This is a genomic window from Bartonella sp. WD12.1 (assembly GCF_002022415.1).
In the GTDB taxonomy this organism is placed as follows: Bacteria; Pseudomonadota; Alphaproteobacteria; order Rhizobiales; family Rhizobiaceae; genus Bartonella.
In genome coordinates this window covers 1,402,392-1,429,386 of the sequence record NZ_MUBG01000001.1, presented here as the reverse complement: position 1 = coordinate 1,429,386, position 26,995 = coordinate 1,402,392, and the positions used below count along the sequence as shown (strand labels likewise).

Sequence of the window (26,995 nt, the reverse complement as noted above, 5' to 3'; positions counted from 1 at the left end):
GGTTGTAATGCGTAATCTTTCCAATGCAGTTTACAAAAGTAGCAAAAATTATAGCGATGCTGACAAAAGTCTGGGGCGCAATATGATGCGTTCTGCAATGCAGGCGCCTTATCTTGAGAAAAAGAAGGAGCATGATTTAGCTTTACGCTGGAAGGACAAGCGTGATGATAATGCTATGCACCAAATTGCAGCAGCTCATATGCGTTTGGTTATTTCAATTGCTAGTCGTTTTAAACGCTTTAAAATGCCGTTAAGTGACTTGGTTCAAGAAGGATATGTGGGCCTCTTAGAGGCGGCTGCACGTTTTGAACCGGACCGGGATGTGCGTTTTTCAACCTATGCGACATGGTGGATTCGTGCTTCTATTCAAGATTATATTTTGCGCAATTGGTCGATTGTTCGAGGGGGAACGAGTTCTTCTCAAAAAGCTCTTTTCTTTAATCTTCGTCGTTTGCGGGCTCAATTGGTGCAAGATGATAGCACCATGAGTAAACAAGATATTTTTCGTATCATTTCTGAAAAGCTTGGTGTTTCAGTAAGTGATGTTGAAACGATGGACTTCCGCTTTTCTGGTGCTGATAATTCATTGAGTACATCTATTTCTGAAAATGATGACAATTCAGTTACTAAAATTGATACTTTAGTGGATGAACAGCCTCTTCCTGATTCTTTAATTGAAAAAGAGATTGATGGTCAAAGACGCACACAGTGGCTTTATGATGCTTTACAAATTTTGAATGAGCGAGAACTTGAAATTATTCGTTTCCGCCGCTTAAATGAAGAAAGTGCTACTTTAGAATTTTTAGGTGAGAAATTAGGAATTTCAAAAGAGCGGGTGCGCCAGATTGAAGCGCGTGCTTTACAAAAGCTGCGTTGCGCTTTGCTTAATGTTAATCCTGCTGATGCTTATGAAGTGTAAGCATTTTAAATGTAATGAATCTCGAGTGTAAGCGCTTGAAATGTAAGGTATTAAGCTTACAGTGTAAGGTATTTAGTGTAAGGTATTTGAAGTGCTCAAACCAGCCTTAAAAGTTTGCTTTAAGAATTGAGATGTTTGCACCTACTCAGCAATGATTTTGACACGTTCTCCCTCATGTAAAGTTTGGGTTGGAGAAAGTGCATTTATAATGCGAAACAGTTTTTCTTTATGGACTGTATCTTGCATTTTTTCAGCAAGGTCTGCGACGCTTTCTCCTTTTTTTACGCGTATAACACGAAGCCTTAGAGGTTTGAGTTTACTTAACGTTCGCGATGAAAGTAAATGAAAACTTTTGATTGTGCTTTTGGTAATGTGATTAAAGTTTTGAGGGTGATGAGGGGCGGCAGTGAGAAAACGCAAGACCTGGTCTTTAATGGGAATGACAACAACATCAAATTGCCAATGTTCATTGGATGCGTGGGCGTAAGCTGCGGCTAAACCTTGAATAGTGATGGGCTTAACAGAGGCTTGGTCAAGCCCTGCGACCCATCCACTTTTTAGATAATCACTAGCAGACATGTTTTCAGGCAGAGGTACTGCATCAAAACGCATGGCGGTTTTGTCTGGGCCACTGGCGACAACAGCATACCCTGACGTGTTTATAGTAAAATTATTGGGGATAGAAAAAGCTATATGCAATTGTGGATGAATAAATTGGTTTCCTCGGATATATCCTTCGTGAAGGTTTCCACCAAAAATCATACCATCAATATATTTTAAAAAACTATCACGATCGGTTTCTCCAATGTTAGGTGTACTGATTTCATGAGCTTTTTTATAGCAAGTTGGATTCGTTGTGGAGTGGTTGGATGGGTTGCCAAAAAATCAAGTGAAACATTTGTGGATGATGCGCTATTGCGAAAATCACTATAAGCTTCCATTGATTTTAGAAAGCGTGGAAATGCAAATGGATCATAGCCAGCTTGGTTAAGCATTTCGATCCCAATTGAATCGGCTTGGAGTTCTTGACTACGCGTAAATTGCGCTAGTTGTTTCTTATCTTTCAAAATATTGTGCAATTTGGTGCTAGAATGCTCTAGTATGTTTGTAGCAGCATGATCTGCAAGTTTTAGCTCAATTTCTTTTTGAAGACGCAAGATGCCATGATTGGCTGTAATGTGTGCTATTTCATGGGCTAAGATTGCTGCAACTTCTGAAGTGTCATTGGCTAATGCCAACATGCCACGGGTGACGTAAATATAGCTACCTGGAAGGGCAAATGCGTTGATATTTTCTGTGTCTAAAATAGTGACATGATAGGTTTGGTCAGGATTTTGTGAAGCAGCTGTCAGTCTATTTACGATTTTTGCTAACATGTGTTCAAGTTTTGGATTGTAATATTGACCACCATATGTTTGCAAAATACGTGAATGATATGTAGCGCCCAATGTTGTATAGAGATCATTTTTGTTGTTGGTTTGGTCGACTATTTCACCAGTATGCTCTTCTGTAACAGAAGAGCGGGAGGAATGAAGCTTATTGTTCACTTGGAAAGCAGTGTGACATGCAGACAATAAAAACAAGAAGCTTATGATCGCTATTGACCAGATTTTGCTAAAAACGCCTATTTGCTGAAAAAATCTGATGCTTTGGATCAGAAATCTGACGCCTTGGATCATTGCACACCTTGTTTGTTGAATATTTTTCTTTAAAAATTTCATGTGTATTGTATTTGTTTTGTTACAATCGAGGATCCTTTTGGCTTCTTTATGATGATAGCTTATAGAAATGATAATAAAAGAAGCTTTATGAAAGGCATAATATGTCATGACAACATTTACAATATTGTTAAATGGAGATATTTTTGTCACTAATCGTTTGCTCAACCAAATTCACAAAAGTCGAGTCATTGCTGCCGATGGGGGAATGCGCCATGCTGCGGCATTAAATGTGGTACCTGAACTTTGGTTAGGAGATTTTGATTCTTGTGATCAGGCTTTACTGCACACATATGGTGATGTTCCCTGTGAAGCTTTTCCTGCCGATAAAGATGCAACAGATGGTGCATTAGCATGTCAGAGAGCTCTACACGAGGGAGCTCAACGGCTTATTTTATGCGGTGCTTTTGGAGGTGAGCGCAGTGATCATAGTCTTTCTCATATGACACAAGCAATAGCCATGGAAGAGCAAGGTATTTCAGTTTTGTTGACCAGTGGTCGCGAAGAAGGATGGCCGATTGTGTCAAAGCCTTTTTCATGTGATTTACCTGACGGTTGTCTGCTAAGTGTTATCGGATTTTCTGATTTGCAAGGTTTAACGATGTCAGGTGTTCAATGGCCCATTTTGAACCAAAATGTGTCTTTTGGGTCTTCTTTGACACTTTCTAACCGTGTGTGTGGAACTTTTTATTGTCATTTATACTATGGCAGAGCTATAATATTAGCATCTATACCTGCTTCGCAAAGTTCTTCTGAATGTGTATAGGAATAAAATAGCGAAAATACAAGGGTATAAGGACTGATAAAACATATGAATTCATTTTGTATTTAACAAGAAAGGGCTTTGATATGTTAAAACCAATTTTAACAATGGTCATTGTTTTAGTTGTTTGTTTAGGTTCGATGGCTTGTAGGCGCGTTGATCCAGAATTGTTAGAGGCTCTTTTTAGTGATTTGTCAGTTAGTCAGGGGTCAGGCATTTGTAATAGGACAGATAATTCTTGGAGATAACTTAGAAAAATTTGCGATAGCTGTGAGTGCAGCGCAATTTGGGCTGAATGCTAAATATTTATGCAGCTCTTTATTGCTATTTATAATGTGGAGACTATATTACCGAAATCTATAGTATATTACTTATATTATAAGCATTTATACTTAATTCCATAAAGCTCTTCTTAATGCATAAAATAAAATAGCGGGGGCAGAAAGATATGTGCTGATGGGGTGTAATTTTGTTTTATTTGTAACAAGAAGGGGTTTTAATATGTTAAAATCAATTTTTGCATTAACAGCTGTTTCAATCGTTGGTTTGAGTGTAGTGGCTTGTAATCATCCTACTGAAGAACAGATTGAAGCATATAGCTCTAGAATGTTAAAATAAATAGTTTTACAGGGGTTGCAGATTCCTGCAAAACTTCTCTTAGAGCGGCTTTTGGTGCAGCAATTGGTGCTGTTGCGAATTAACTGTATTTGTGAGCTTTTTTGCCATGTTATAGTGTGGCAAAATTAATAGAGTGAGCATCTATATTTAATTCCACCAAGCTTTCTCTTATCCATAAAATAAAATAGTGGGGGCCTAAAGATAAGCGCTAATAAAGCGTATGGTTTTATTTTTACAAGGAGGGCGTTTTGATATGTTAAAATCAGTTTTAACAAATGGTAGTTGTTTCAATCGTTGAATTGAGTGATTTATACAACAACTAAATATAAATTGCAGATTATAGTGTTCATGGTGCCCTATGAATGTTTTGGTTGAGGGTGCTTTAAGCAGATACAGAAATTTCAAGAGTTTTTTTAAAAGTGGCTCCTGGTGCAATATTCATATTATTATGATTTATAGCATTGTAAGCTAATTGTATTTGTAGAACTTTTTATTGCCATTTATGGTATAGCAAAGTTATATTATGAATATCTATACTTATTCTACGAAGCTCTTTTCAATGTATAAGAATAAAATAGTGAGAGCAAAAAGGGTAAGGGTTGATAGATGCATGTAACTTTATTTTGTTTTTAACAAAGAAAGGGTTTTTGATATGTTAAAATCAATTTTAACAATGACGGTTGTTGCAATCGTTGGGGTAAGTTCGGTAGCTTGTACAACGAACGAACAAACAGTTGCAGGATATGGTGTTGGTGGTGCTGCATTAGGTGCTTTGGCCGGCACAGCGATTAGTGGAAGCAGTTCTGGAGCGGTTCCAGGTGCAGCAATTGGTGCTATTGCAGGTACAGTAACAGGTGCTGCTGCTGTTCAGAAAAAACAGCAAAAGCAAATGTCTCAGCAGCAGGTACCATTGTGCACCTATCGTGATGTGAGAGGTCAACTCTATCAAGCTCCTTGTCCGCAACCTGTACCACAATTATGCACCTATCGTGATGTGAGAGGTCAGCTTTATCAGGCTCCTTGCCCACAACCTGTACAACCTTATTAATGGGTGTACCGCTTTTACGACTTGATCGTATTGTTTTAACTTTCGGAACAACCCCTTTGCTCAATCAGGCTTGCTTATCGGTTGGGCAGGGGGAGCGTATTGCACTTGTTGGCCGCAATGGGTGTGGAAAGTCAACGCTCTTAAAAATTGCAGCTGGTCTGTTAGAGCCCAGTGAGGGTGAAATTTTTCACCACCCCCGTGCTTGTATGCGTTATGTATCACAAAGCTCTGATTTTTCAGGAGTTGATTCTGATTTTTCAGGGGGTGATGATGTTTATACTTGTGTAGAGGCTGGTTTAAACGATGGGTATGATGTTCAATGGGTGCAGACCCTTCTTAGAGATCTTGGTTTTGTAGGGACTGAGAAATTAGCAACGCTTTCTGGTGGAGAAAAGCGGTGTGTATCCTTGCTGCAGGCGATTGCAGCAAAGCCAGATATTCTTTTATTAGATGAGCCGACGAATCATCTTGATGTATCAACCATTGAGTGGCTTGAAGGTATTTTGTGTTCTTTACGTTCAGCTATTGTTGTCATTTCGCATGATCGGCGATTTTTAGAAACGGTGGCACATTCGACAGTATGGCTTGATCGGGGTGTGACTAAAAGGGTTGAAAAGCGTTTTTCTGCATTTGAAAGTTGGCGTGATAAAGAGCTGGAAAAAGAGGCTCGTGATCATCATAAATTGGAGCGTCAGATTGTTCGTGAAGAGCAATGGGTACGCTATGGAGTAAGCGCACGGCGCAAGCGTAATGAACGGCGTTTGGGTGCGTTAAAGGAGATGCGAAAGCTTCATCGAGGCTATAAAGGGCCTGCAGAGCACGCGCTTTTTGCGGTTTCTGAACGACAAGATTGTGGTCAATTGGTGCTTGAAGCAAAGCGGATTTTTAAGTCTTATGGTGAGCGCGTTATTGTTAAAGATTTTCATTGCGTCTGCAGCGTGGTGACAAGATTGGTATTGTAGGCTCCAATGGTGTTGGAAAAACGACGCTGCTTTCTGTTTTGATTGGTCGCGAGTTGGCAGACAGTGGGGTGATTAAGCATGGGGTTAATGTGGCCATGGCTTTGCTTGATCAACAGCGGATTTTAAATGAGGAAGAAACTTTAGCACATTATTTAATAGGTGGCAGGGGTGATAGTGTGCTCATTAATGGGCAACAGCGCCATGTTGTTTCTTATCTTAAAGATTGTTTGTTTTTACCCGAGCAAGCTTATACCCCTATTAAGGAATTATCAGGGGGGGAAAGAGCCCGTTTAATGTTAGCGCGGCTTTTATTACAGCCTGCAAATTGTTTGATTTTAGATGAACCAACCAATGATCTTGATATGGAAACATTGGATTTGCTCCAAGAACTTATTGCTGATTTTGCAGGGACAGTGATCGTGGTTAGCCATGATAGGGATTTTTTAGATCGAACCGTGTCTCATGTTTTGGCACCTGAAGGTAATGGGCACTGGACCCTCTATGCTGGTGGTTATAGTGATATGATGGCACAAAAAAGCACGCTGAGCTTTCGCAGCGTCAAGAATTGCAAAAGCCTATTGCACGTGATCGGAAAAAACAAACAGCTTCTTCCTCAAAAGTGACGACGCGCAAATTGTCTTATAAGCAAGTTTATGCGCTGGAGCACTTGCCTGAAGACATAACGCTTTTGCAAAATGAGATCAGAAACCTTGAAAAAGAATTGTCTGATCCTGCACTTTATAACTGTGATCAGGTTCGTTTTGAGTATTTATCTGCGGCATTGGAAGAGAAAAAGAATTTGTGCACACAAAAAGAAGAAGAGTGGTTGGATCTTGAACTTTTACGTGAAGCTATTGAAAAAGACAATTGCTTAAGTTAACGCATTGCTTAAATTAATCCATGCCGAGTGCATTTTTATAAAGTTGGATGATAGCTTCTTCTTCGCTGCGTTCATGGTCTTCTTTTTTGCGCAGTCGTATAATGTGTCGCACGGCTTTACTGTTAAAACCAGATCCTTTAAGTTCCGTATAAACGTCTTTAATATCGTCGGAAATTGCTTTTTTTTCTTCTTCTAATCGTTCAATACGTTCGATAAAAGCGCGCAATTGGTTGGCAGATACGGTTTGTGTTTCATCGGTTAGAGTGCTCATTATATTTTTCTCCAAGGTATGTGTTATAAATTGGTTCTTTGAATAATAAACTCTTACATTAAGGATGCCTGATACATTAGAAATGCCTGAGGAGTGGGAAAAAAGTCAATCGTTTCACTTTTTTACAAATTCGCTCTAAGTAATGTGAATGAAAAAATATATGCGTGAATAAAGAGAAAATAAAGAAAAGATAAAAAAGAAATAAAATAAAAATATGATAAATCACACTTTAAAGCTGCAATATTTTGAAGAAAAAAGAAAAGAAGGGATGAATGTTTTATTGTAAGGACTGCTTTTATAAGATTGGGCTTGGAAATGTTAAAAAGCACAAAAGTATATTTGAACAGGGAAGGCATAAAAAGTTGAAGGTTTTTCTGTTGAACGTTCTTATTTTGTTCTTATTTACCGGATATGTAAAAGCTGATTTTCGGGTTTGTAATATGACTCAAAAAACAGTGGGTATTGCTCTTGGTTATCGTACACTTTCAGACTGGGTGAGTGAAGGTTGGTGGGTTATTCCACCTGCAGTGTGTAAATCCCTGATTGATGGGCCTCTTTCATCACGGTTTTATTATTTATATGCAGAAGATGCGCAGAAAAAAGGAAGTTGGGTTGGTTCTATAACAATGTGTGTAAAGGATAGCAAATTTGTCATTGAGGGCGTTCATGATTGTTTTGCTAGGGGGTTTCAAAAGGCTACATTTGAAGAAATTGATACAGGTGATCAAACCAGTTGGATGGTCCAGTTAACTGATAAGCCTTTTTTGAATAATTCAACTTCAAAGGCTCCTAATACTTCTTCAGGGGGTTCTTCAGGGGAGGGTTCGCCATGAAACGCGCACGTAACATTAAAATTATTGCCACACTTGGTCCCTCTTCTTTTTCAGTATCAATGATTGAAAAGCTTTTTAAAGCTGGAGCGGATGTTTTTCGGATTAATATGAGCCACACAGATCATGCGACAATGCGTGATGTGGTTGAGCGTATACGGGCTGTTGAAAAGGCGGTTTGTCGGCCTATTGGCATTTTAGCAGATCTGCAAGGGCCAAAATTACGGATCGGACGTTTTGAAAATGGCAAAGAGAATTTGATTATTGGGCAGAGTTTTACATTAGATAATAAAGATGTGCTTGGTGATGCGCGGCGTGTTTTTTTACCCCATAAGGAAGTTTTAGCGGCTGTTAAACCAGGTGATCGTTTATTGCTGGATGATGGGAAGCTTGAACTTTTGGCTGAAGTCTGTAATGGTGCTTCTATTGAGTGCCGTGTGATTGCTGGAACACATATTTCTGATCGCAAGGGGATTAATCTTCCTGATACGGTTTTGCCTTGTGGGACGATGACATCAAAAGATCATGCTGATCTTATGGCTGTTTTAGAACAGTCAGTTGATTGGGTGGCGCTTTCTTTTATCCAACATCCACAAGATATTTTGTCGGTTCGCAAGCTGACACAAGGCAAAGTATCCTTGATGGCGAAGATCGAAAAACCTCAGGCTTTAGAGCATATAGAAGACATTATTAATGTTTCTGATGGTCTGATGATTGCACGGGGAGACCTTGGGGTGGAAGTACCTTTAGAACAAGTGCCATCTCTTCAGATGGAGATTATCAAAGCGTGTCGTTTGGCAGGAAAACCTGTGGTTGTTGCAACGCAAATGCTTGAATCGATGATTACAGCGCCTGTACCAACACGGGCAGAAGTTTCTGATGTGGCTACGGCTGTTTATGCTGGTGTTGATGCGGTGATGTTATCGGCAGAATCAGCTTCTGGTCTTTATCCTGAAGAGGCTGTGGGCATGATGGATCGTATTGCAAAGCAGGTTGAGAGTGATCACATCTATGCTACAATGGTTAATGCACAGCGCCCCAAACCAGAGGCAACAGGGCCAGATGCTATTTCTTTTGCAGCCCGTCAAATAGCTGAAACGCTGCAGTTAGAAGCTATTGTTGCCTATACTGCTTCAGGTGCAACGGGTGTGCGTACATCACGTGAACGCCCAAACAGACCCATCATTGCTTTATCGCCGATTATTAAAACAGCACGACGGCTAGCTTTGGTTTGGGGGCTTCATTGTGTGGTTAGTGAGGATGCGCATGATTTAGATGATATGGTTCATCGTGCAGCTGCAATTGCCTTTCAGGAAGGTTTTTGTCAGGAGGGTGATCGGTTTATTGTGATTGCTGGGGTTCCCTTTGGAACGCCTGGTGCAACAAATTTATTGCGTATTGCTTCTTGTTGTTCAAACAATTCAAAAAGTGTTTGACCCTTTTAAAGGGTATTTTAAAAAAGGTGCTCAAAGAAACCTGTTGAACAGATGCATACCCTTAACTTTTAGCAAGAAGCTTGAAAGGTATAAGGCTTAGAAAATGTGTGGTTTGTGCTTTTGAGTATTTGCAAGCTACAATACTCAATTGTGAGTAACGCTTTGGATTCGTGAGTAACTCTTTGGATTCGAGTGATTATTTGGACGCATGAGAACCTTATGCTTTATGCTTTTTTCTGTTATTTTAAGAGGGTGTGAGATTAGCCTCATCGTCTTGCAGGAGTAATTGGTTGGTCAGTTTTTCAATACGCTCAGTTGTTTCTTGCACAATTTGGCTGAAGGTTTGGTCTCGTTTAGAGTTTTGTTGTAAGAGAGTTGCGTAGCTTTCTTGCAATTTTTTATTTTCTCGTTTTATTTCTTCCATTTCATCGATAATCATAATGCCAGCCATAACGGATAAACGATGATCACCGATTTCCCCAAAATCATTTTTCAGGTGTGTGATATATTGATCTAATTGGGCAGCAAGCTGCTGAAGGTGGCTTTCTTGCCCTTTATCGCAAGCCATACGATAAATTTTACCATCAATAGTGACAGAAACAGTTTCCATGGTTTAAACCTTTATCTGTCAAGTACAATACGAATTGTTTCCATAGCACGAATCAGACGTTTGGAAACCTCTTTATTGGTTATCTCTAGCCGCTCTGCATGGGCTTCTGATTTATCAAGTTCTTGAGCAAGACGGCTACGATCAGCGTTGATTTGTTGAATTTCTGCTTCCCATTCATTGTGTTTGTCGATAATAGTATGCTGATTGGTAATGGCAGCTTCTAAATTTCTGAGTGCTTTTTCTAGTTGCTTTAAAGCTTGTGGCAGAATATCAGTCTCTTGGTTCATAGTGATTATATCCTTTAACTTAAGCCTTTTTATAAAGACGAATCACTCATTCTCTTTTATTGCCTAGATTTTATTGTGAAAGATAAAGAATATTTTGGCAAGAAAAACAGGATGTTGATATTAATTAAAAACTGGATTTTTAAACACTGTTGGCATAAATATTATAAGTATAATTGGCATCATGTTAGGGGCATAATTTAAGGGTGTAAAACGTAAAATTAGAGGCATAAAAGTATAAGAAAGAAAGTAGAAAGACGTAATTACAAGACATACACACTAAAGTATATACGTATTATAAAATGTCTTCAAGTTGTGGAAAAATAACAAATTAAAAAAATGGTCGATTATTCATGACAAATACTGAACAACAAAATCAAATGGCCAATGCTATTCGCTTTCTTGCTATTGATGCGATTGAAAAAGCACAGTCTGGTCACCCTGGCTTGCCAATGGGGGCAGCTGATATTGCTACAGTTCTTTACACAAAATTTTTAGTTCATGACCCCAAAAAACCTCGTTGGCCCAACCGCGATCGCTTTATTTTATCGGCTGGGCATGGGTCAATGTTGCTTTATGCTTTAATGTATCTTTCAGGCTATGAAGATATCTCTCTTGATGATATCCGCAATTTTCGCCAAATGGGTTCTAAAATTGCTGGGCATCCAGAATATGGTCATGGTGCAGGAGTTGAGACAACCACCGGGCCGCTTGGGCAGGGGCTTGCCAATGCTGTGGGAATGGCATTGGGTGAGCGTTTGTTAAACGCACGTTTTGGTGATTTGATCAACCATTATACTTATGTTTTAGTCGGCGATGGATGTTTAATGGAAGGCATAGCCCAAGAAGCAATTTCGCTTGCTGGTCATTTAAAACTAAATAAGCTGATTGTATTTTGGGATGATAATGATATATCGATCGATGGGGCTATCTCTCTTACAGATAGTACAGACCAAGTGGCGCGTTTTAAAGCGTGTGGTTGGAATACCATTAAGGTCAATGGGCATAATCAAAGTGCATTGGCACGAGCCATTGAGACGGCAAAAACTTCTGATAAACCTACTCTCATTGCGTGTAAAACAATTATTGGTTTTGGGGCACCTCATAAGGGGGGCACCAATAAGGTTCATGGGTCACCTTTGGGGGCAGAAGAAATTGCTGCAACCCGTAAAGCTTTAGGTTGGGCACCAGAGCCTTTTGTTGTTCCTGCTGATATTCTTGATAGTTGGCGTTTGGCAGGTCTTAGTGCTGCAAAAAAGCGCAAAAAATGGGAAGCACAGCTTTCTGCTTTACCTGTGTCAAAGCGGGCTGAATTTGAACGGTTGATGCGTGGCGATCTTGTAAGTAACTTTGAGAGTGTGCTTGATGAATATAAAAAACAATTGGTTCTAGATTGTCCGCGTGTTGCAACGCGTAAAGCTTCTGAAATGGCTCTTGAAGTTATTAACGGGGTGGTTGTTGAAACCATTGGTGGTTCTGCTGATTTAACCGGTTCCAACTGTACAAAAACAAGCCAGATGAAAAGCATTACTGCTGAGGATTTTTCAGGCCGTTATTTGCACTATGGTATTCGCGAGCACGCAATGGGTGCAGTGATGAATGGCCTTGCTCTTTATGGAGGGTTCATTCCTTATGGTGGGACTTTTTATGTTTTTCTGACTATGTGCGTCCTGCCATGCGTTTGTCTTCCTTAATGGGGTTGCGGGTAATTTATGTAATGACCCATGATTCCATTGGTCTTGGTGAGGATGGGCCAACTCATCAGCCAGTAGAGCATTTGGCTGCTTTGCGCGCGCTTCCTAATCATTTTGTTTTCAGGCCTGCTGATGCTATGGAAACGGTGGAATGTTGGCAATTGGCTTTGAAAGCACGCAAGACGCCTTCTACTTTGGCTTTAAGTAGGCAAAATTTACCGCTTTTGCGCCGGGATTATAAAGAAGACAATTTGTGTATGCTTGGTGCTTATGAATTATTGATGGCAAGTGATACGGCTCAAGTTACCCTTTTTGCTTCAGGTTCAGAAGTGGAAATTGTTGTAAAAGCTCATGCTATTTTAGAAGAGAAGGGTATTCCAACGCGTGTGGTTTCTGTGCCTTGTTTTGAGCTGTTTTTTGAACAATCTGCTTCCTATCAAAATGCTTTAATTGGTGATGCGCCCCTTAAAATTGCCGTTGAGGCGGCTGTCCGGCAAGGGTGGGATTATTTTATTGGCAGTGATGGTGTGTTTATTGGTATGGAAGGATTTGGTGCAAGTGCACCGATGGATGACCTTTATATGCATTTTGGAATTACATGTGAAAATGTAGTTGCTGTTGTTGAAGAAAGATTGAAAAAAATCAATGAGGGAAAAATCAAATGAGTACTCGCGTTGCAATTAATGGATTTGGTCGTATTGGGCGTTCTATCTTACGTGCTATTGTTGAAAGTGGACGCAAAGATATTGAGGTTGTTGCGATCAATGATTTAGGTCCTGTAGAAACCAATGCCCATTTATTACGCTATGATTCAGTGCACGGGCGTTTTGGTGCGCCTGTTAAGGTGGTGGGTGATGCACTTGATGTTGGGTATGGTTTGATTCAGGTAACAGCACAGCGTGACCCGGCGCATTTACCTTGGAGGGATTTGGGTATTGATGTTGCTCTGGAATGTACAGGTTTTTTTACCGAGCGTGATAAAGCCAGTGCTCATTTGGTGGCGGGTGCAAAGCGTGTTCTTATTTCTGCACCTTCTAATGATGCTGATTTGACTGTGGTGTATGGGGTTAACCACCAGACTTTAAGTAAAGAACATCAGGTGGTGTCGAATGCTTCTTGCACAACCAATTGTTTGGCACCTGTTGCGCAAGTGCTCCACAAAGCTGTTGGCATTGAAAAGGGCTTTATGACGACAATCCATTCCTATACGGGGGATCAGCCTGTTTTGGATACAATGCACCGTGATCTTTACCGTTCTCGTGCTGCTGCTCTTTCTATGATCCCTACATCAACAGGGGCTGCCAAGGCAGTGGGATTGGTTTTGCCAGAATTAAAAGGTTTGTTAGATGGGGTGGCTATTCGTGTTCCAACGCCTAATGTTTCTGTTGTTGATTTGACCTTTATGGCTCAGCGCTTCACAACTGTTGAAGAGATTAATGCTGCCATTTGTGATGCTGCGCAAGGCCAGCTTAAGGGAATTTTAGATTATACAGAAGAAAAACTTGTCAGCAGTGATTTTAATTATAATCCGCATTCGGCCATTGTTCAAGCTGAGCAAACCAAAGTTGTTGATGGTAAGCTTTGCCGCGTTCTTGTTTGGTACGATAATGAATGGGGCTTTTCAAACCGCATGGCTGATACTGCTGTGGCTTTTGCCAAAACCTTGTAAAGAAAGAGGACTAAAAGAGACGCTTTGGTTTCTTTTTTGATGGGCATGCTAGCGAGAGTTTTCTTTGTGCAGCAAGCTTCATGAAATTTCTTTTGAAGAGAGGAGTCTTTTTTCAAAAGAATGGAGATGAGCGCTGTTTTTTACTCTTGGACTTGAGAGAAGTATTGCTGTGTAATTGAGAGGTTTTAAGAAGAGGTATGTGGATTGTGAGAATTTTTTGGGTAAAAGAGTTAAGCTAAAACAATTGATAAGAAGAATCAAAAAGAGAGAGCAATAATGGGATTTCAGACAATTGATGAGGCTGATGTTGCAGGAAAATGTGTGCTGGTACGGGTGGACTTTAATGTCCCGATGTTAGAGGGAAAAGTATGTGATGAGACGCGTCTTAAGCGACATAAAGAGACGTTAATTGAGCTGCAAAAGCGCGGTGCTAAGATTATACTGATTTCCCATTGTGGTCGCCCTAAAGGGCAGAAGGTTCCAGAACTTTCGCTTCGTCCTGTTGCGCAGGCTCTTTCTAAAATCATGGGGCAGGAAGTTTCTTTTTTGGACAAATGTTTTGGTCTTGAGGTGCGTTCTGCTGTTCAGGCTTTGAAAGAGGGTGAGATTCTGCTTCTTGAAAATCTGCGTTTTCATCAAGATGAAGAGGACAATGATGATGCTTTTGCTGAAGCTTTAGCATGCAGTGCTGACATTTATGTGAATGATGCTTTTTCTGTTTCTCACCGTGCTCATGCATCAACAGAGGGAATTACGCATTTTTTGCCTTCTTATGCGGGGCGTTCTTTGCAACGCGAATTGCATGCTTTAGAACAAGGGCTTGGTGACCCGACGTATCCATTGGCAGCTGTTGTGGGTGGTGCTAAGGTTTCAAGTAAGCTTTTTGTACTCAATCATTTGGTTCAAAAAGTTAATGCTTTGGTGATTGGTGGCGGTATGGCTAATAGTTTTTTAGCAGCACAAGGCTATGCTATTGGTAAATCGCTCTATGAGCATACTTTAATGGAAACGGTTGAAGAGATTATTGAGAAAGCGCACGAATATAACTGTGAGCTTATTTTACCGGTGGATGTGGTGGTTGGATTGCGTTGTGAAAAAAATACCCCGCATCGTCAGTGTGATCTTGAAGATATCTCTAAAGATGAGATGATTTTGGATGTTGGTCCCCGTTCTATTGCTCAGATTAATGAGATGATTGATACTGCTGCAACTGTTGTGTGGAATGGGCCGCTTGGTGTTTTTGAGGTTCCTCCCTTTGATCAGGGGACGATTGCAGTTGCGCGCCACGTTGCAAAACGTACGCAACAAGGTAAGTTAGTGTCGATTGCTGGAGGTGGTGATACAGTTTTTGCGCTCAATCATGCGGGTGTTGCAGATGATTTTACTTATCTTTCGACCGCTGGAGGGGCTTTTTTGGAATGGATGGAAGGCAAGAGCCTTCCTGGTATTTTGGCTTTAATGCAGGCTTAAATAAGTTCAGGCTTAAATAAGTTATGGTATTATAACGGCTTGTGGGAAGTTTTTTGATAAGCCATTGTTGTTGAGAAAAATTGGGAAAAAAGAGGAGCTTTTTTATGAAAGAACGTCTTGAAGATATAGCGCTTTCTTTGGTGAGTGCAGGAAAAGGTATTTTAGCGGCAGATGAAAGCAATGCGACAATTGGCAAACGGTTTGAATCAATTGGTTTAGAAGCAAATGAGGATCATCGCCGGGCTTACCGTGAAATGCTTTTTACTGCAAAGGATGCTATGAAGTGCGCTATTTCTGGTGTGATTTTATTTGATGAAACCATTCGTCAAAAAGCATCCTCTGGTCAAATGTTGACCGACCTTATTCAAGATGTTGGTGCCCTGCCAGGGATTAAAGTTGACACGGGCGCTAAGCCTTTGGCAGCTTTTCCTTATGAGACGATTACAGAAGGGTTAGATGGTCTTCGGGAACGTTTAAAGGACTATTTTACTTTGGGAGCACGTTTTGCCAAATGGCGTGCGGTGATTGCTATTGATGAACGTTCTTTACCAACAAGAGGAGCGATACGTCAAAATGCACAAGCTTTGGCGCGTTATGCTGCTTTATGTCAGGAAGCAGGTCTTGTGCCGATTGTGGAGCCAGAAGTACTGATGGATGGCCAGTCGCGCCAGCATTCAATTGCGCGCTGCTTTGAGGTGACACAAGCGGTTTTAAAGACAGTATTTACAGAATTATTCGAGGCACGGGTTGTCCTTGAGGGTATGATTTTAAAACCCAATATGGTGATTGATGGGAAAGATGCGCGCAAAGCTTGTGTTGAAGAAGTGGCTGAAAAAACTCTTTGTGTTCTCAAACAGACTGTTCCTTCTGCTGTTCCAGGAATTGCTTTTCTTTCAGGGGGCCAGTCAGATGAAGAAGCCACGGCGCATTTATCAGCTATGAATGCTTCAGGTCCATGGCCTTGGGCATTGACTTTTTCTTATGGTCGTGCGTTGCAATCTGCTGCTTTGAAAGCATGGGGTGGAAAACAGGACAATGTTGCAGCTGCACAAAAGGTTTTTTATCACCGTGCACGGATGAACCATCTGGCAGCTTTAGGACAATGGACAAAAGAGCACGAACATTCTTGTACTTGACTATTTATATGAGCAAAATACGATTATCGTGAGAGTGGCCAGTTGTTGTTGACGTGTTGACTCATGTGCATCATCATGGTTGGGGTTGTGTTTTGCCCTTAAAGTGCATTTGTTTGTGTCATGTAATAGAAGCTGTGGTTGATGATGCAAGTGAAGGCTTTTCAAGTATACCCACGGGTATGGATGTGTGCATAGGGTGGATGCGTGGGGTGTGGAAGTCTATGTAGGGTGGAAGCCATGGCCATGGTGTGAAAACGTGTGATGGATGGCGTATAAGAGATGCGATATGTAGAGTGGGTGTGGTGTATTGAGTGGGGGTGTAGTGTATAGAGTAGGTATGGTGATAGGTAGATGCGGTGATTGTGAGAGTGGCCAGTCATTGTTGATGCGTTGACTCATGTGCATCATCATGATTGGGGCTGTGTTTTGCCCTTAAAGCGTGTGTCTGTTTGTGTCATGTAATAGAAGCTGTGGTTGATGGTATTCAAGTGAAGGTTTTTCAAGCATATACCCATGGGTGGGGATGTGTGCATCGGGTGGATGTATGGGGTGTGGAAGTCTATGTAGGGTAGAAGCCATGGCCATGGTGTGAAAACGTGTGATAGATGGCGTATGAGAGATGCGATATGGAGAGTGGTCGCGATGTATTGGGTGGGGGTGATGATAGAGTAGATGTGTTGGGTGTGAAAGTGTGCGTAGAATGGGTGTGGTTATAAGTGTGGTGCATAAGGTATGAGGTGCAGTATATAGAATGAGAGTGGGGGCGGTGATTATAAGAGTGGCAGTATTTAGAGTGGGTATGGCTTCATTGTAATTGTAGAAGATTAATGAAGCGCCGTTGAAAGATATGTGTGAGTTGGTTTTATTTATTTGCTATATGAATGCACAGTGAGCAAGGCTGACCATGCTGGGTCAGAGGCATCATGGGGGGTTGGTAATTGGCGTTCATTGCGTCCAGTAATATCGATTGTGTAAATTTTTGTTCCTACACCCGCATTTTGACGAAAGAACATGAGCACACGACCATTGGGTGCCCAAGTGGGCCCTTCATTATGAAAACCTGTGGTTAAAAGTCGTTCGCCTTGCCCATCAGGGTGCATAACGCCAATGGAGAATTGTCCCTGAAATTGTTTTGTAAAAGCGATATAGTCACCGCGCGGTGACCAAACGGGGGTGGAATAGTTGCCCTCATTAAAAGAAATACGGTGAGGGTTAGTGCCATCGGCATTCATGACGTAAATTTGTGGTGTGCCATCGCGGTCGGATGAAAAGACGATCTGTTTTCCATCAGGTGAATAAGAGGCTGAGGTATCAATGGCTTTAGTTGTGGTCAGGCGCGTCATGGTGCGTGTGCGTAGATCCATCGTGTAAAGGTTTGCACTGCCATTATTTTGTAATAAACTCATAATTACTTTTTGCCCATCTGGCGAAAAGCGAGGGGCAATTGTCATATTGTCAAAAGTTCCAATTAATTCTCTTTGCCCCATTTCAATTTGCTGAAGATACACATGAGGCGTTTTATTCTTATCATATGCCATATAGGTAATTTCTTGCCTATTGGGTGAGAAACGAGGTGTGAGGACTAATTCGCTTCCATCGGAAAGATAGGTTAGATTTGCGCCATCTTGATCCATAATGGCTAAGCGTTTAACCCGTGTATCGCGCGGGCCTGTTTCATCAACAAAAACAATGCGTGTATCAAAATAGCCGCGTTCGCCTGTCATTTTAGAGTAGATTTCATCTGCAACCATATGTGCAACGCGTCGCCAGTGTTCTGGAGTTGTATAAAATCGCCGCCCTTTGATTTGGCGGTTGCCAAAGACATCCCATAAACGAAAGTCAATTCTCAGTCGTCCACTTGCTTCTCTATTGACATGCCCGGTGACCAACCCCTGAATATTCGTATGCTGCCATTCAAGAAAACGTGGTTGACTGTCGGGATTGATGATTGTTTCAGGAAAGGATGCTCTGTTTAGGGGTAAGAAAAGTCCAGACCGCTCAAGATCTGCTGCAACGACAGCAGCAATCTTCAGCCCTATTGAATCATTGGATATGAAATCTGTAATTGCGATTGAGACAGGGTTAAAATCAGCACTGGCGATGGTCCCCTTCAGCTGTGCGTGTGCTGATGAAAAACTGGAAAGCCATACACTTATGGTAACAATTAACCAAGAAAAAAGAGTGTATCTCATTCCTGTCATCTTGGGTTTATCCTTTCTTTTAAGAAAAACAATATCTTCATATTATATGAGTTTTGTCTTGGATTATAGAACTTTCTCTTGAAGGGGATCAACATTAAAATCAAAACCTTGCCCCCATAAGTTATATTGATCACGCGGGAGATCTGGGTAGGGTTGGCATGCAAAAACGGCTGCATATACTTGTTGAATCATGACAGCTTGTTGGCTTTCATCACCTTTGAGAGGCTCAATGATTGGCGTACCTATAATCATTCCATTACGGTTTAATTGAAACTGCAAACGCACAACTGGACGGTTATTTAAATTTCCACCAATAGCAACAAGTTTAAGCTTTTTTTGAATACATGCGCCTGCAAGATTGACAAGGGTTTGTGCCATTTTTGTGGTATCGCCAATATCTTTTCGTGCTCCTTGAGATTCTTGTTCTTTAGAGCGTTTTGCGCCACCTCCTTGCGTGCGTGCACGATTGATCAGATTACTTTCCTCCATTGCTAAGATATCCTCTATTGTTTGTTCACCTTTTTTTGAGGAGATTTTTGGGATGAAACGTGTTTGGTGGGTTTTGGCTTCATTTTTATAGTTGGAAGAGGAGCGCTTGCTGGCAGCTCAACAATTTGCTGTGGTTTTTTTTCAGGTTCTGCAGGAGCGGGTATTTCTGGTGTTGGTGGTTCTTCTGGCAGTGTTATATTTTCATTTTTTTGTATCTTTTCGGTGGTTTTTGAGGTGATTTCTGGCGTTGTTTGTGGAGAGGACTGTGTTTTTGTCTCTTGTATTTCTGGTGTTGTAAGGGATTGTGCTTGTGTTTCAGAGGCATCTTTTTCACCAAAGGAGAGAGGTGTTGTCTCAACATTTTTATTTTGTAGTTTTTCTTTTGGCTTTAAGGGGGTTTGACTGTCGAGTGTTCCATCGCCTATGTGGCGTGCATCTTCTTTTTCTTGTGGCCACGTGGTTGGTTTTGGTGCTGGGCGTTCGTTAAATGGCGCATTTTCTGAGCCTTTTGCACTTGCAAGCTCTTGATCAAGAGGGCTTAAGGTAATGGGAATGGCCTCGAATTGGTGTTGAGGAAAAGAGGTTGAATGTGTCAGGTGCATCCCACCTAAGGTGAGAATGGCTATATGGGCTGCAAGTGAGAAAGCTAAGCTTTTTTTCATGTTATGATGAGAACTGGTATTCATCTTCTTTAAGCCTTAGCCTTTTTTACTGTTGATCGACTGTTGTATGGTACTATTTGTATGGTTTTGTGTGCGCCTTTTGCCGATCATCTAGTTCTTTATGATTTTATTATTGCGCTAAACTGGCTAAAGCAACTTGTGAAAAACCGGCCTTTTGAATATCAGCAAGAAGTTGTAAGACTTTTTCATATTCAACAGTTTTGGCAGCGCGCACAAAAATGCGTTGGTTTTGCAATGTTTGATCGGTTGATAGCTGCTTTTTTAATTTTGTAATCAATGCTTGTGATGTAGAGTAATAGTCTTGATTGATTGCAAAACGCCCTTGTGCATCAAGCGAAACCGTTAAGGGGGGGCGGTCTGTTTGCACTGGTCCTGCTTGGCTTTGAGGCAAATCAAGAGGAACACCATTAACCAAAAGGGGAGCCGAAACCATAAAAATAATGAGTAAAACAAGCATGACATCTACAAAAGGTGTTATGTTAATTTCACTGATTAAATGATTTTGCAAGCGACGGCGTTTTCGTGCGTTTTTCTGAGAAGGAGAAGCAAGAGAAAGTGCCATTGGAAAACCTCCTATTGCAATGAATTTGAGGTTATTTTTTCATCAATTTGCCGTGACATAATCGCTGAAAATTCATCAGCAAAGCCTTCTATATGCGTTATGATTTGAGTACTTTCATGCATGAGTTTGTTGTAAGCAATCACAGCGGGGATGGCGGCCAGCAGGCCAATTGCTGTTGCTAAAAGAGCTTCTGCAATGCCTGGTGCTACCACTGCAAGGGATGTATTTTGAGAAGCTGAAATTGAAAGAAATGAATTCATAATTCCGACAACTGTTCCAAATAAACCGATAAAGGGGGCAGCTGATCCAAGTGTAGCTAGAAAGCCTAATTTTGATTCTATTTTTGCACTTTCACGCCCTAAGGCTAAGTCCATGGCTTTTTCGATTCTGCTTTGTAAATTCAACGATGGTTGCACCCTTTTGGTGAGGGATTTTTTCCACTCCGTCATTGCTGCTATAAAAACAACGCAGATGCTGTTGGTATGCTGGTTTTGATAGGTGACATAAAGCTCTTCTAAAGATTTGCCTGACCAAAAAATTTGCTCAAACTGTTTGATGTCATAGCGTATTTTTCGGTAAGTGGATATTTTATCGATAATGATCGCCCAGCTCCATATTGATGCAAGAATAAGCCCAATCATGACAGCTTTAACAACCCAATTGGCTTGCATAAACAAGCTCCACATTCCAAGGGTATTTGGAGAGGCAAGTTCTATGTGCGCCATGGTATCGTTCCTTTAAATGAAAGATTTATTTATAAAATCTCATTAAAGCATATTGTTTTATAGTTTCTAAATTTGACAAAACAAAGTTTTAAGTTTCTAAACAAAAAGAGATTCAAGCAGAAAAAACGCTCAAAACCGGCTTGTTTTGCCTCTTTATTTTAAAAATAAGTCAGTTTCATTTTGAAACAAGTGTGGAAGAAAAAAGATCTTTGGGTAAACGGCGAGGTTTTCCTGATTGATTCATGATAGCAAGCGTTACTTTTGCTTCGACCAACAAGGTGTTATCACGCATGATTTGCTGATTCATCAAAAAGCGTGCCCCTTGAACACGCTCTAGTCGTGTTTTAATCGTTAAAAGATCATCCATGTGTGCAGGGCGGGAATAAGTAATGTCTATGCGGTGCACGACAAAAAATAGTTTTTCTCCTTGTATGTCTGACGGTGATCGTGTGCCTGATGCTAACTCTATGTTATTACACCCTATTTTTCGCAAGAATTCTGAGCGTCCACGCTCAAAAATTCCAAATAACGTGCGTGATACACAACACCAGAAAAATCAGTATCTGCAACATAAACTCTTGTTGGAAGATCATGAACATAAGTTAAACTACCACCACTATGATCGGTTGAGGTATCGTTGGTGTGAGTGTTGTTGGTGCGAGTATTATGGACAAGAGGGGTGTTGGGGGGTGTGTTATTGGTATGGGAGTTGTTGGGGTGATTGTTGGCGCAAGTGTCGTTGGTGTGAGTATTGGGAGTATCGTTGGTATGGTGGGGGGCGTTGAGGGGCGTATTATGAGTGTGCGTGTTATCGGTGTAAGTATTGTTGGGGTGGTTGTTAGCGCGAGTATTGTTGGGGTGTATATCGTGGGTGTGAGTATTATGGGTAAGAGAGGTGTTGGGGAGTGTGTTATTGGTATGGGGGATATCGATGTGCGTGTTATAAGTGGGATGGTTGTTGGGATGATTGTTGGTGCAAGAGTTGGTTGTGTGTGTGTTATTGGTGGTGGTTTTAGTCATCTTCTTTTTCCCATAGAGTGGGTTGTATTGAGGAATGATCTGTGTCAGCTGATGGCGTAGATTTTTGTGAGGCTGCTGGTTCAGGGGCACAAAGCCCTAAATGCGCCCAAGCTTTTTCTGTAATAATTCGTCCGCGAGCTGTACGCTGAATAAAACCTTGTTGCAGCAAATAAGGTTCAATAATATCTTCAATGGCATCACGTGGTTCTGAGAGAGCAGCTGCAATTGTTTCAATGCCAACGGGGCCACCTAGGAAAGTTTCTGCAATGAGGATTAGGTAGCGCCGGTCTAGAGGGTCAAGACCAAGGTGGTCAACCTCAAGGCGCGAAAGGGCTTCATCTGCAATGAAGCGGTCAATTTTTTCTGCGCCTTTAACCAGGGTAAAGTCACAAACCCGGCGCAACAATCTTCCTGCAATCCGCGGAGTTCCACGTGCACGACATGCAATCTCATGAGCACCATCATCACTTATCTGGACTGAAAAAAGGCGGGCATTACGCTTAACGATATATTCCAATTCTTCTATGGTATAAAAACTTAACCGGATGGGAATGCCAAAACGATCCCGTAAAGGAGTGGTCAATAATCCTAAACGTGTGGTTGCGGCCACTAAGGTGAATTTAGCAAGCTCAATTTTGACTGAACGTGCTGCTGGTCCCTCACCAATGATGAGATCAAGTTGATAATCTTCCATTGCTGGGTAAAGAATTTCTTCAATGGCTGGATTTAAACGGTGAATTTCATCAATAAACAAAACATCACGTTCTTCTAGGTTGGTTAAAAGAGCTGCTAAATCACCTGCTTTGGCGATGACTGGCCCTGATGTTGAACGAAAATTAACGCCTAATTCCTTAGCCATAATTTGCGAAAGTGTTGTTTTTCCTAGACCTGGCGGCCCTACAAATAAAACATGATCTAAAGCTTCTTTACGCGCTTTTGCTGCTTCAATAAATATTTTTAAATTTGCACGCGCTGCTTCTTGACCAATAAAATCATCAAGGGTTTGTGGCCTTAAGGAACGGTCTGGGTCATTGGGAAGGGGTATGGCACCAAGAAGGCGTTGGCTTTCATCTTTACGCATTGTTACCTTGTATATATGTTACCTTGTATTTGTCTGAATATTGTCTGGGCACAAAAGTTTGTATTTTAAAAAATTACCTTGTGTTGGATGAATTGGAAAGCAATTTAAGACTATGGCGAATGAGAAGTGCTGAGGAAACAGTTTCTTCTTCAAGGTTAGAGAGTGCGCAAGAGAGAGCTTGTGCTGCTTGATCACGATCAAAACCAAGTTTGATTAAAGCCGATAGTGCATCATTGACGGGTTGATTGGTTTCTTGTGTCTGGAGATTGGAAGCAAGATGTGCGGTGTTTTTACTCCCTTCATTAAAGGGCAGTGTTTTGTTTTTGAATTCGCTTATAATTCTTTCACTAACTTTTTGACCGATGCCAGGGGTACGTTTGATCATTGCTACATCGTTTAATGCAATTGCTTGGGCAAGTTCACCAGGAGATAAAGTTCCTAAAATGGCTAAAGCAACTTTTGCACCTACCCCTGGTACATTTTGTAAAAGGCAAAACCAATCTCGTTCAGCTTTTGTAGTAAAACCAAAAAGACGAATGGCTTCTGCACGAACATGCGTTTCAATAAATAGATTTAAATGTTCACCAAGGGTTGGTAAAGAAGATAAAAGCCTGTTTGACACAAAAACGCTATACCCCACACCTTGCACATCAAGAATGATATGATCGTCACAGATGCTGTCAAGTATGCCTTTTAATTTGCCGATCATGTATTAACCTTGTGAACTGTATGATAAGTTAGTACGGTGGGTACTGTGGCAAAGTGCCAGTGCTAGTGCATCAGCTGCGTCGCTGCTGTCAAATTCAGCACGTGGGAGAAGAGTTTTGACCATCATATGGATTTGTTCTTTTGCGCCATGGCCTACACCAATAACAGATTTTTTGATGGTGTTTGGGGCATATTCAGAAACTGGGAGACCTGCTTGGGCTGGTACGAGAAGTGCAATGGCACGTGCTTGACCAAGTTTTAAAGTGGCAGTAGCATCTTTGTTGACAAAAACATTCTCAACAGCTGCTTCATGGGGCATAAAACGGTGCACAACATCAGAAAGCCCTTGATGAAGTTGATACAACCTGGAAGCAAGGTGGCTTTTTGCATCAGAGCGTAGTGTGCCTGATGCGATAAAGTGTAGGTGATTACCTAATAGATCAACAACGCCCCACCCTGTTCGCTGTAGCCCAGGATCGATGCCTATAATACGAATCGCTTTTACCATATGATTAAGCCTATGTTATTTCTTTGTTCTTGAATAGATGCAATACACAAAAAGAGCATAGAAACATTAATACAATCCAAAAGAATACAGTAAAAACGCTAAAAGAATACAATGAAATACTAAAAGAGTGTAATAAAATGATTGTAAAAAGAGTTGAGCTTTTTGTGCGGGGAAAGGCACAGAGTTGAAAGCGCTGATGGTGAGGAGCTGGTTTTTAAAGTGGTGGCGAGGGTTTTAACAGGTTTGAAAATGATGGGAAAGGGCAGGAAGTTGAGGATGGATGGAAAGAATGAAAGGCTTTAACGTGGCGAGGGATGGGAGCGTTGGTGGAGGGTGTGTCTGGCAAGAGTGTGGAGGAGTAGGAAGCTTGCATTGATGGAAGCGAGATTTAAGAGCAAGATTGGGCTGTGTTAGTGGAGGGGAGGCATTATGATGTGAAAGGGTGGGGGCTTGGAAGATTGGGGAGATGGCTTGGAAGAAGAGGAGCAGGAGTTTGGGGGAAACGTTGGTGGAGGCGTTTTTGCAAGAGTATGGAGGAACATGAAGCTTGCATTGATGGAAGCGAGATTTAAAAGCAAGATTGAGCTGTGTTGGTAGAAGGTGGGGTATTATAATGTGAGAGGATGGGGGTTGGGAAGATTGGGGAGATGGCTTGGGAGAAGAGGGGCAGGAGTTTGGGGGAGCGTTGGTGGAGGATAGGCATTAAAGGGGTGAGGGAGGGGGAGACAGAGCTGAAAGCGCTGGTGGTAGTGAGAAGCTGGTTTTAAAGTGGTGGCGAGGGTTTTAAGGGCGTCGAAAAGCACGTTTGAGTAATTGAATTTGTTTGCTTACAGGATTGTTCTTTTTTAAGGTTTTGCAAGAGGCTTGATCGATATCATGACTGACATGGCGCATACGTTCTTCTAAACGTAAAGAACGTGCTACAAAGTGGCGGAAAATTTCTGGCAATTCTGCCCAATGAGCGGTCTGAGGTCCTAGTGATGGTGTATGAAGAGAAATTTTTGCAATTTCTTTTTGTATTTGTTCGGGAGACATTTCCCCTTCACGCCCTGCGCGAAACAGCAAAAGTCGAGAGGCGATTTGCATTAGCCGTGTACTTAAATACATGGCTTCTTTTGCATAGAGTGCAGAAGTTTCGACTGGAAGGTGACGAGCAGCACATTTACCTTCTTTATCGATATAATCTGCTGTTTCTTCAATAAGGTCCATCGTCTCTTCATAGAGGCGGTTAAAAACGCTTTCAAAAGCATCGTGTTCCATCATGATAATGGTTTTATCTTGTGAAGGTCCGTGTGCATTCACGTCTTTATACTCCATACTCCAATATGAAAAAATAATGACACTAAAGATCTATTTAAAGATTTATTTTCTCATTGTTATAGAAAATGCCTTTTTAAAGACAATTACGCAATACACTTCTTGTGCTAAGGTTAATGAGCAAGATGGCAATATTTATAAATATTTATAAATTTGTTTTGTTTCTTGAAAGTGCAAAACGATGAGTTTTTTTTCTTTCATAATAGTAGGCTACAGTAAATTGTATTGCGATACCGGTTATCATCAAGAGGGTGTCAGAAAAAAATGTGCTTGTTGTTAGTGTTTTGAAAATTTGTCCGCACATTGCAAAAATAGTGCCAGTGACAAAAACTGGTAAGCTTTGTTTGCCTAAAATCGCTAAGGGGTGCTTTGGGGAGACGTGAAATCGCTCATGCAAGCAGGGGATACAAAGGATCAAAGATGCTAAGGCCAGAATATGTACCAAGCGGGGAAGACTTAAGAACGTTTTATTAAAGTTCATAAGGGGTGAAGACCAGCCAGACGATCCAAAACTTCCCCACCATTCTAAGCGCACCCATAGCAGTGCAAACACAAGATAACTTACTGAGAAAATCACAATTAAAGGACGAAAGACGATTTTTCCTCCTTGTTTGAGATATACAGCGCTTGTTAACCCGATAATGAAAAGAAATTGCCACGATAAAGGATTAAGAAACCACTGCCCTTGGAGTGGATAAGAAGGTGGTGCAATGCTATAAAAGCCACATATAAGGTATATCATCAATGATATGAAAAGAAGAAGACTTTTATGTTTGCCTGTAAGATAAAGGGCAAAAGGTGCCAGCAACATACAAACAATATAAAGAGAAAGAATATTATTATAACCTAGTTGATGGCCAAGGCTTAAAATGCTCAAAAATGTGATGAAAGGTTGTGTTAGAAATATACCTACATTATTCTGAGATGAAAGTTGTTCTGAATGCCATAAGACAGAGGCTCCCAAAAAGAGGGCTAATGTGGTAAAGGTGGTAAAAAGATGTGCTTTATAAAGTACAAAAGCTCTCTTCCAAAGTTTTTGCAAATATGAAGTAAAACAGTTTTTGAGGGTCTGAGTATGAAAGCTTAACCCAAGAGAAACACCTGAAAGCAAAACAAATATTTCTGCCGAATCAGAAAAGCCGAAGTTTTTGTGTGTGAGATGTTCATAAAATGTTCCGGGAATATGGTTGATGAAAATCATCAACAGCGCTAAAGAACGCAACACATCAATACGGGTATCACGATGAGATAAAGGAGGGATATGGCTATTATAATTTGAAGGAAGTGTACTGTGAGGGGAAGTGCTATGATGTGCCATCAAAAATCCTTCTTCATGATCAAATGGGTAAATCTGCCTTTAACAAAGCGTGACGATAAAATAAATCTTTATTTA

At 41.0% G+C, this 26,995-nt stretch carries 23 protein-coding genes and 4 pseudogenes; 12 read left to right on the top strand and 15 right to left on the bottom strand.

Annotated elements, in window-relative coordinates:
• The first annotated feature begins 7 nt into the window (after positions 1–7).
• Positions 8–919, top strand: a complete 912-nt coding sequence (locus tag BWD121_RS06475; protein WP_078663836.1) for an RNA polymerase factor sigma-32 — start codon at positions 8–10, stop codon at positions 917–919.
• A 141-nt stretch (positions 920–1,060) separates the two neighbouring features.
• On the opposite strand, the pseudogene BWD121_RS06470 reads toward BWD121_RS06475, so the two are convergent.
• Positions 1,061–2,598: pseudogene (locus tag BWD121_RS06470) on the bottom strand (M48 family metalloprotease).
• A gap of 148 nt (positions 2,599–2,746) precedes the next feature.
• On the opposite strand from BWD121_RS06470, the gene BWD121_RS06465 reads away from it, so the two are divergent.
• From BWD121_RS06465 to BWD121_RS06455, 4 genes and pseudogenes are all read left to right on the top strand, one after another.
• Complete coding sequence (locus BWD121_RS06465; protein WP_078663835.1) at positions 2,747–3,403, top strand: thiamine diphosphokinase; 657 nt, start codon at positions 2,747–2,749, stop codon at positions 3,401–3,403.
• A gap of 83 nt (positions 3,404–3,486) precedes the next feature.
• On the top strand, positions 3,487–3,648 hold the full coding sequence (locus BWD121_RS08325) for a hypothetical protein (RefSeq protein WP_158078257.1): 162 nt from the start codon (positions 3,487–3,489) through the stop codon (positions 3,646–3,648).
• Positions 3,649–4,670: 1,022 nt separating this feature from the next.
• Complete coding sequence (locus BWD121_RS06460; RefSeq protein WP_078663834.1) at positions 4,671–5,066, top strand: glycine zipper domain-containing protein; 396 nt, start codon at positions 4,671–4,673, stop codon at positions 5,064–5,066.
• Positions 5,066–6,908, top strand: a pseudogene (locus tag BWD121_RS06455) (ABC-F family ATP-binding cassette domain-containing protein). Before BWD121_RS06460 ends, BWD121_RS06455 begins: the two are co-directional and overlap by 1 nt.
• Positions 6,909–6,921: 13 nt before the next feature.
• Here BWD121_RS06455 and BWD121_RS06450 read toward each other — a convergent pair.
• Positions 6,922–7,179 carry a DUF2312 domain-containing protein gene (locus BWD121_RS06450; RefSeq protein WP_078663833.1) on the bottom strand — a complete coding sequence of 86 codons (258 nt, stop codon included), beginning with the start codon at positions 7,177–7,179 and terminating at the stop codon, positions 6,922–6,924.
• Positions 7,180–7,451: 272 nt separating this feature from the next.
• Here BWD121_RS06450 and BWD121_RS06445 point away from each other — a divergent pair, with 272 nt between their 5' ends.
• Positions 7,452–8,012 carry a DUF1036 domain-containing protein gene (locus tag BWD121_RS06445; RefSeq protein WP_078663832.1) on the top strand — a complete coding sequence of 187 codons (561 nt, stop codon included), beginning with the start codon at positions 7,452–7,454 and terminating at the stop codon, positions 8,010–8,012.
• Entirely contained in the window at positions 8,009–9,445 is a 1,437-nt protein-coding gene (pyk, locus tag BWD121_RS06440) for a pyruvate kinase (protein WP_078663831.1), read from the top strand. The genes BWD121_RS06445 and pyk overlap by 4 nt, the downstream gene beginning before the upstream one ends.
• A 244-nt stretch (positions 9,446–9,689) precedes the next feature.
• Here pyk and BWD121_RS06435 read toward each other — a convergent pair whose 3' ends face one another.
• Positions 9,690–10,055: a cell division protein ZapA gene (locus tag BWD121_RS06435; RefSeq protein ID WP_078663830.1), complete on the bottom strand. Its 366-nt coding sequence runs from the start codon at positions 10,053–10,055 to the stop codon at positions 9,690–9,692.
• An 11-nt stretch (positions 10,056–10,066) separates the two neighbouring features.
• On the bottom strand, positions 10,067–10,342 hold the full coding sequence (locus BWD121_RS06430; protein WP_078663829.1) for a DUF4164 domain-containing protein: 276 nt from the start codon (positions 10,340–10,342) through the stop codon (positions 10,067–10,069).
• Positions 10,343–10,692: 350 nt separating this feature from the next.
• Here BWD121_RS06430 and tkt point away from each other — a divergent pair.
• The 4 genes and pseudogenes from tkt (at position 10,693) to BWD121_RS06410 (ending at position 16,308) form a co-directional block, all read left to right on the top strand.
• A pseudogene (gene tkt, locus BWD121_RS06425) lies at positions 10,693–12,698 on the top strand (transketolase).
• Positions 12,695–13,702, top strand: coding sequence for a type I glyceraldehyde-3-phosphate dehydrogenase (gene gap, locus BWD121_RS06420; protein ID WP_078663828.1), 1,008 nt, complete (start codon positions 12,695–12,697; stop codon positions 13,700–13,702). The pseudogene tkt and the gene gap overlap by 4 nt, the downstream one beginning before the upstream one ends.
• 276 nt (positions 13,703–13,978) lie before the next feature.
• Positions 13,979–15,172: a phosphoglycerate kinase gene (locus tag BWD121_RS06415; protein WP_078663827.1), complete on the top strand. Its 1,194-nt coding sequence runs from the start codon at positions 13,979–13,981 to the stop codon at positions 15,170–15,172.
• Positions 15,173–15,276: 104 nt separating this feature from the next.
• Positions 15,277–16,308 carry a class I fructose-bisphosphate aldolase gene (locus BWD121_RS06410; protein ID WP_078663826.1) on the top strand — a complete coding sequence of 344 codons (1,032 nt, stop codon included), beginning with the start codon at positions 15,277–15,279 and terminating at the stop codon, positions 16,306–16,308.
• A gap of 866 nt (positions 16,309–17,174) precedes the next feature.
• Here BWD121_RS06410 and tolB read toward each other — a convergent pair.
• From tolB to BWD121_RS08540, 6 genes and pseudogenes are all read right to left on the bottom strand, one after another.
• Positions 17,175–18,509, bottom strand: a complete 1,335-nt coding sequence (tolB, locus tag BWD121_RS06405; RefSeq protein ID WP_078663825.1) for a Tol-Pal system beta propeller repeat protein TolB — start codon at positions 18,507–18,509, stop codon at positions 17,175–17,177.
• 63 nt (positions 18,510–18,572) lie between these two features.
• Entirely contained in the window at positions 18,573–18,998 is a 426-nt protein-coding gene (locus BWD121_RS08695; protein ID WP_346418144.1) for a hypothetical protein, read from the bottom strand.
• Between the two features lie 14 nt (positions 18,999–19,012).
• Positions 19,013–19,684, bottom strand: a complete 672-nt coding sequence (locus BWD121_RS08690) for a hypothetical protein (protein WP_346418143.1) — start codon at positions 19,682–19,684, stop codon at positions 19,013–19,015.
• A 106-nt stretch (positions 19,685–19,790) separates the two neighbouring features.
• A complete protein-coding gene (tolR, locus tag BWD121_RS06395; protein WP_078663824.1) occupies positions 19,791–20,243 on the bottom strand; it encodes a protein TolR in 453 nt (150 codons plus the stop codon).
• 11 nt (positions 20,244–20,254) lie between these two features.
• Positions 20,255–20,968 carry a protein TolQ gene (gene tolQ, locus BWD121_RS06390; protein ID WP_078663823.1) on the bottom strand — a complete coding sequence of 238 codons (714 nt, stop codon included), beginning with the start codon at positions 20,966–20,968 and terminating at the stop codon, positions 20,255–20,257.
• A 175-nt stretch (positions 20,969–21,143) separates the two neighbouring features.
• Positions 21,144–21,547, bottom strand: a pseudogene (locus tag BWD121_RS08540) (YbgC/FadM family acyl-CoA thioesterase); the annotation flags it as partial.
• Positions 21,548–21,634: 87 nt separating this feature from the next.
• On the opposite strand from BWD121_RS08540, the gene BWD121_RS08535 reads away from it, so the two are divergent.
• Complete coding sequence (locus BWD121_RS08535; protein WP_240536716.1) at positions 21,635–22,048, top strand: hypothetical protein; 414 nt, start codon at positions 21,635–21,637, stop codon at positions 22,046–22,048.
• Here the strand turns inward: BWD121_RS08535 and ruvB are convergent.
• The 5 genes from ruvB to opgC all read right to left on the bottom strand — a co-directional run bounded on the left by ruvB (position 21,981) and on the right by opgC (position 26,920).
• Positions 21,981–23,069, bottom strand: a complete 1,089-nt coding sequence (ruvB, locus tag BWD121_RS06380) for a Holliday junction branch migration DNA helicase RuvB (RefSeq protein ID WP_078663822.1) — start codon at positions 23,067–23,069, stop codon at positions 21,981–21,983. The two genes, BWD121_RS08535 and ruvB, sit on opposite strands and share 68 nt — an antisense overlap.
• 73 nt (positions 23,070–23,142) lie before the next feature.
• Positions 23,143–23,778, bottom strand: a complete 636-nt coding sequence (gene ruvA, locus BWD121_RS06375) for a Holliday junction branch migration protein RuvA (RefSeq protein ID WP_078663821.1) — start codon at positions 23,776–23,778, stop codon at positions 23,143–23,145.
• Positions 23,779–23,781: 3 nt separating this feature from the next.
• Entirely contained in the window at positions 23,782–24,285 is a 504-nt protein-coding gene (gene ruvC, locus BWD121_RS06370; protein WP_010704334.1) for a crossover junction endodeoxyribonuclease RuvC, read from the bottom strand.
• Between the two features lie 783 nt (positions 24,286–25,068).
• Complete coding sequence (locus BWD121_RS06365) at positions 25,069–25,587, bottom strand: DUF1465 family protein (protein ID WP_078663820.1); 519 nt, start codon at positions 25,585–25,587, stop codon at positions 25,069–25,071.
• 160 nt (positions 25,588–25,747) lie between these two features.
• Complete coding sequence (gene opgC / locus BWD121_RS06360; RefSeq protein WP_240536701.1) at positions 25,748–26,920, bottom strand: OpgC domain-containing protein; 1,173 nt, start codon at positions 26,918–26,920, stop codon at positions 25,748–25,750.
• Positions 26,921–26,995: the final 75 nt, after the last annotated feature.

Coding starts and splice junctions, on each gene's coding strand:
- BWD121_RS06410 (WP_078663826.1), top strand. CDS start 15,277: ATGAAAGAACGTCTTGAAGATATAGCGCTTTCTTTGGTGAGTGCAGGA.
- tolR (WP_078663824.1), bottom strand. CDS start 20,243: ATGGCACTTTCTCTTGCTTCTCCTTCTCAGAAAAACGCACGAAAACGC.
- tolB (WP_078663825.1), bottom strand. CDS start 18,509: ATGACAGGAATGAGATACACTCTTTTTTCTTGGTTAATTGTTACCATA.
- BWD121_RS06435 (WP_078663830.1), bottom strand. CDS start 10,055: ATGGAAACTGTTTCTGTCACTATTGATGGTAAAATTTATCGTATGGCT.
- opgC (WP_240536701.1), bottom strand. CDS start 26,920: ATGGCACATCATAGCACTTCCCCTCACAGTACACTTCCTTCAAATTAT.
- BWD121_RS06415 (WP_078663827.1), top strand. CDS start 13,979: ATGGGATTTCAGACAATTGATGAGGCTGATGTTGCAGGAAAATGTGTG.
- BWD121_RS06430 (WP_078663829.1), bottom strand. CDS start 10,342: ATGAACCAAGAGACTGATATTCTGCCACAAGCTTTAAAGCAACTAGAA.
- BWD121_RS06450 (WP_078663833.1), bottom strand. CDS start 7,179: ATGAGCACTCTAACCGATGAAACACAAACCGTATCTGCCAACCAATTG.
- BWD121_RS08325 (WP_158078257.1), top strand. CDS start 3,487: ATGTTAAAACCAATTTTAACAATGGTCATTGTTTTAGTTGTTTGTTTA.
- pyk (WP_078663831.1), top strand. CDS start 8,009: ATGAAACGCGCACGTAACATTAAAATTATTGCCACACTTGGTCCCTCT.
- BWD121_RS08535 (WP_240536716.1), top strand. CDS start 21,635: ATGGACAAGAGGGGTGTTGGGGGGTGTGTTATTGGTATGGGAGTTGTT.
- ruvB (WP_078663822.1), bottom strand. CDS start 23,069: ATGCGTAAAGATGAAAGCCAACGCCTTCTTGGTGCCATACCCCTTCCC.
- BWD121_RS06465 (WP_078663835.1), top strand. CDS start 2,747: ATGACAACATTTACAATATTGTTAAATGGAGATATTTTTGTCACTAAT.
- BWD121_RS06445 (WP_078663832.1), top strand. CDS start 7,452: ATGTTTTATTGTAAGGACTGCTTTTATAAGATTGGGCTTGGAAATGTT.
- ruvC (WP_010704334.1), bottom strand. CDS start 24,285: ATGGTAAAAGCGATTCGTATTATAGGCATCGATCCTGGGCTACAGCGA.
- ruvA (WP_078663821.1), bottom strand. CDS start 23,778: ATGATCGGCAAATTAAAAGGCATACTTGACAGCATCTGTGACGATCAT.
- gap (WP_078663828.1), top strand. CDS start 12,695: ATGAGTACTCGCGTTGCAATTAATGGATTTGGTCGTATTGGGCGTTCT.
- BWD121_RS08695 (WP_346418144.1), bottom strand. CDS start 18,998: ATGGAGGAAAGTAATCTGATCAATCGTGCACGCACGCAAGGAGGTGGC.
- BWD121_RS06475 (WP_078663836.1), top strand. CDS start 8: ATGCGTAATCTTTCCAATGCAGTTTACAAAAGTAGCAAAAATTATAGC.
- tolQ (WP_078663823.1), bottom strand. CDS start 20,968: ATGGCGCACATAGAACTTGCCTCTCCAAATACCCTTGGAATGTGGAGC.
- BWD121_RS08690 (WP_346418143.1), bottom strand. CDS start 19,684: ATGAATACCAGTTCTCATCATAACATGAAAAAAAGCTTAGCTTTCTCA.
- BWD121_RS06460 (WP_078663834.1), top strand. CDS start 4,671: ATGTTAAAATCAATTTTAACAATGACGGTTGTTGCAATCGTTGGGGTA.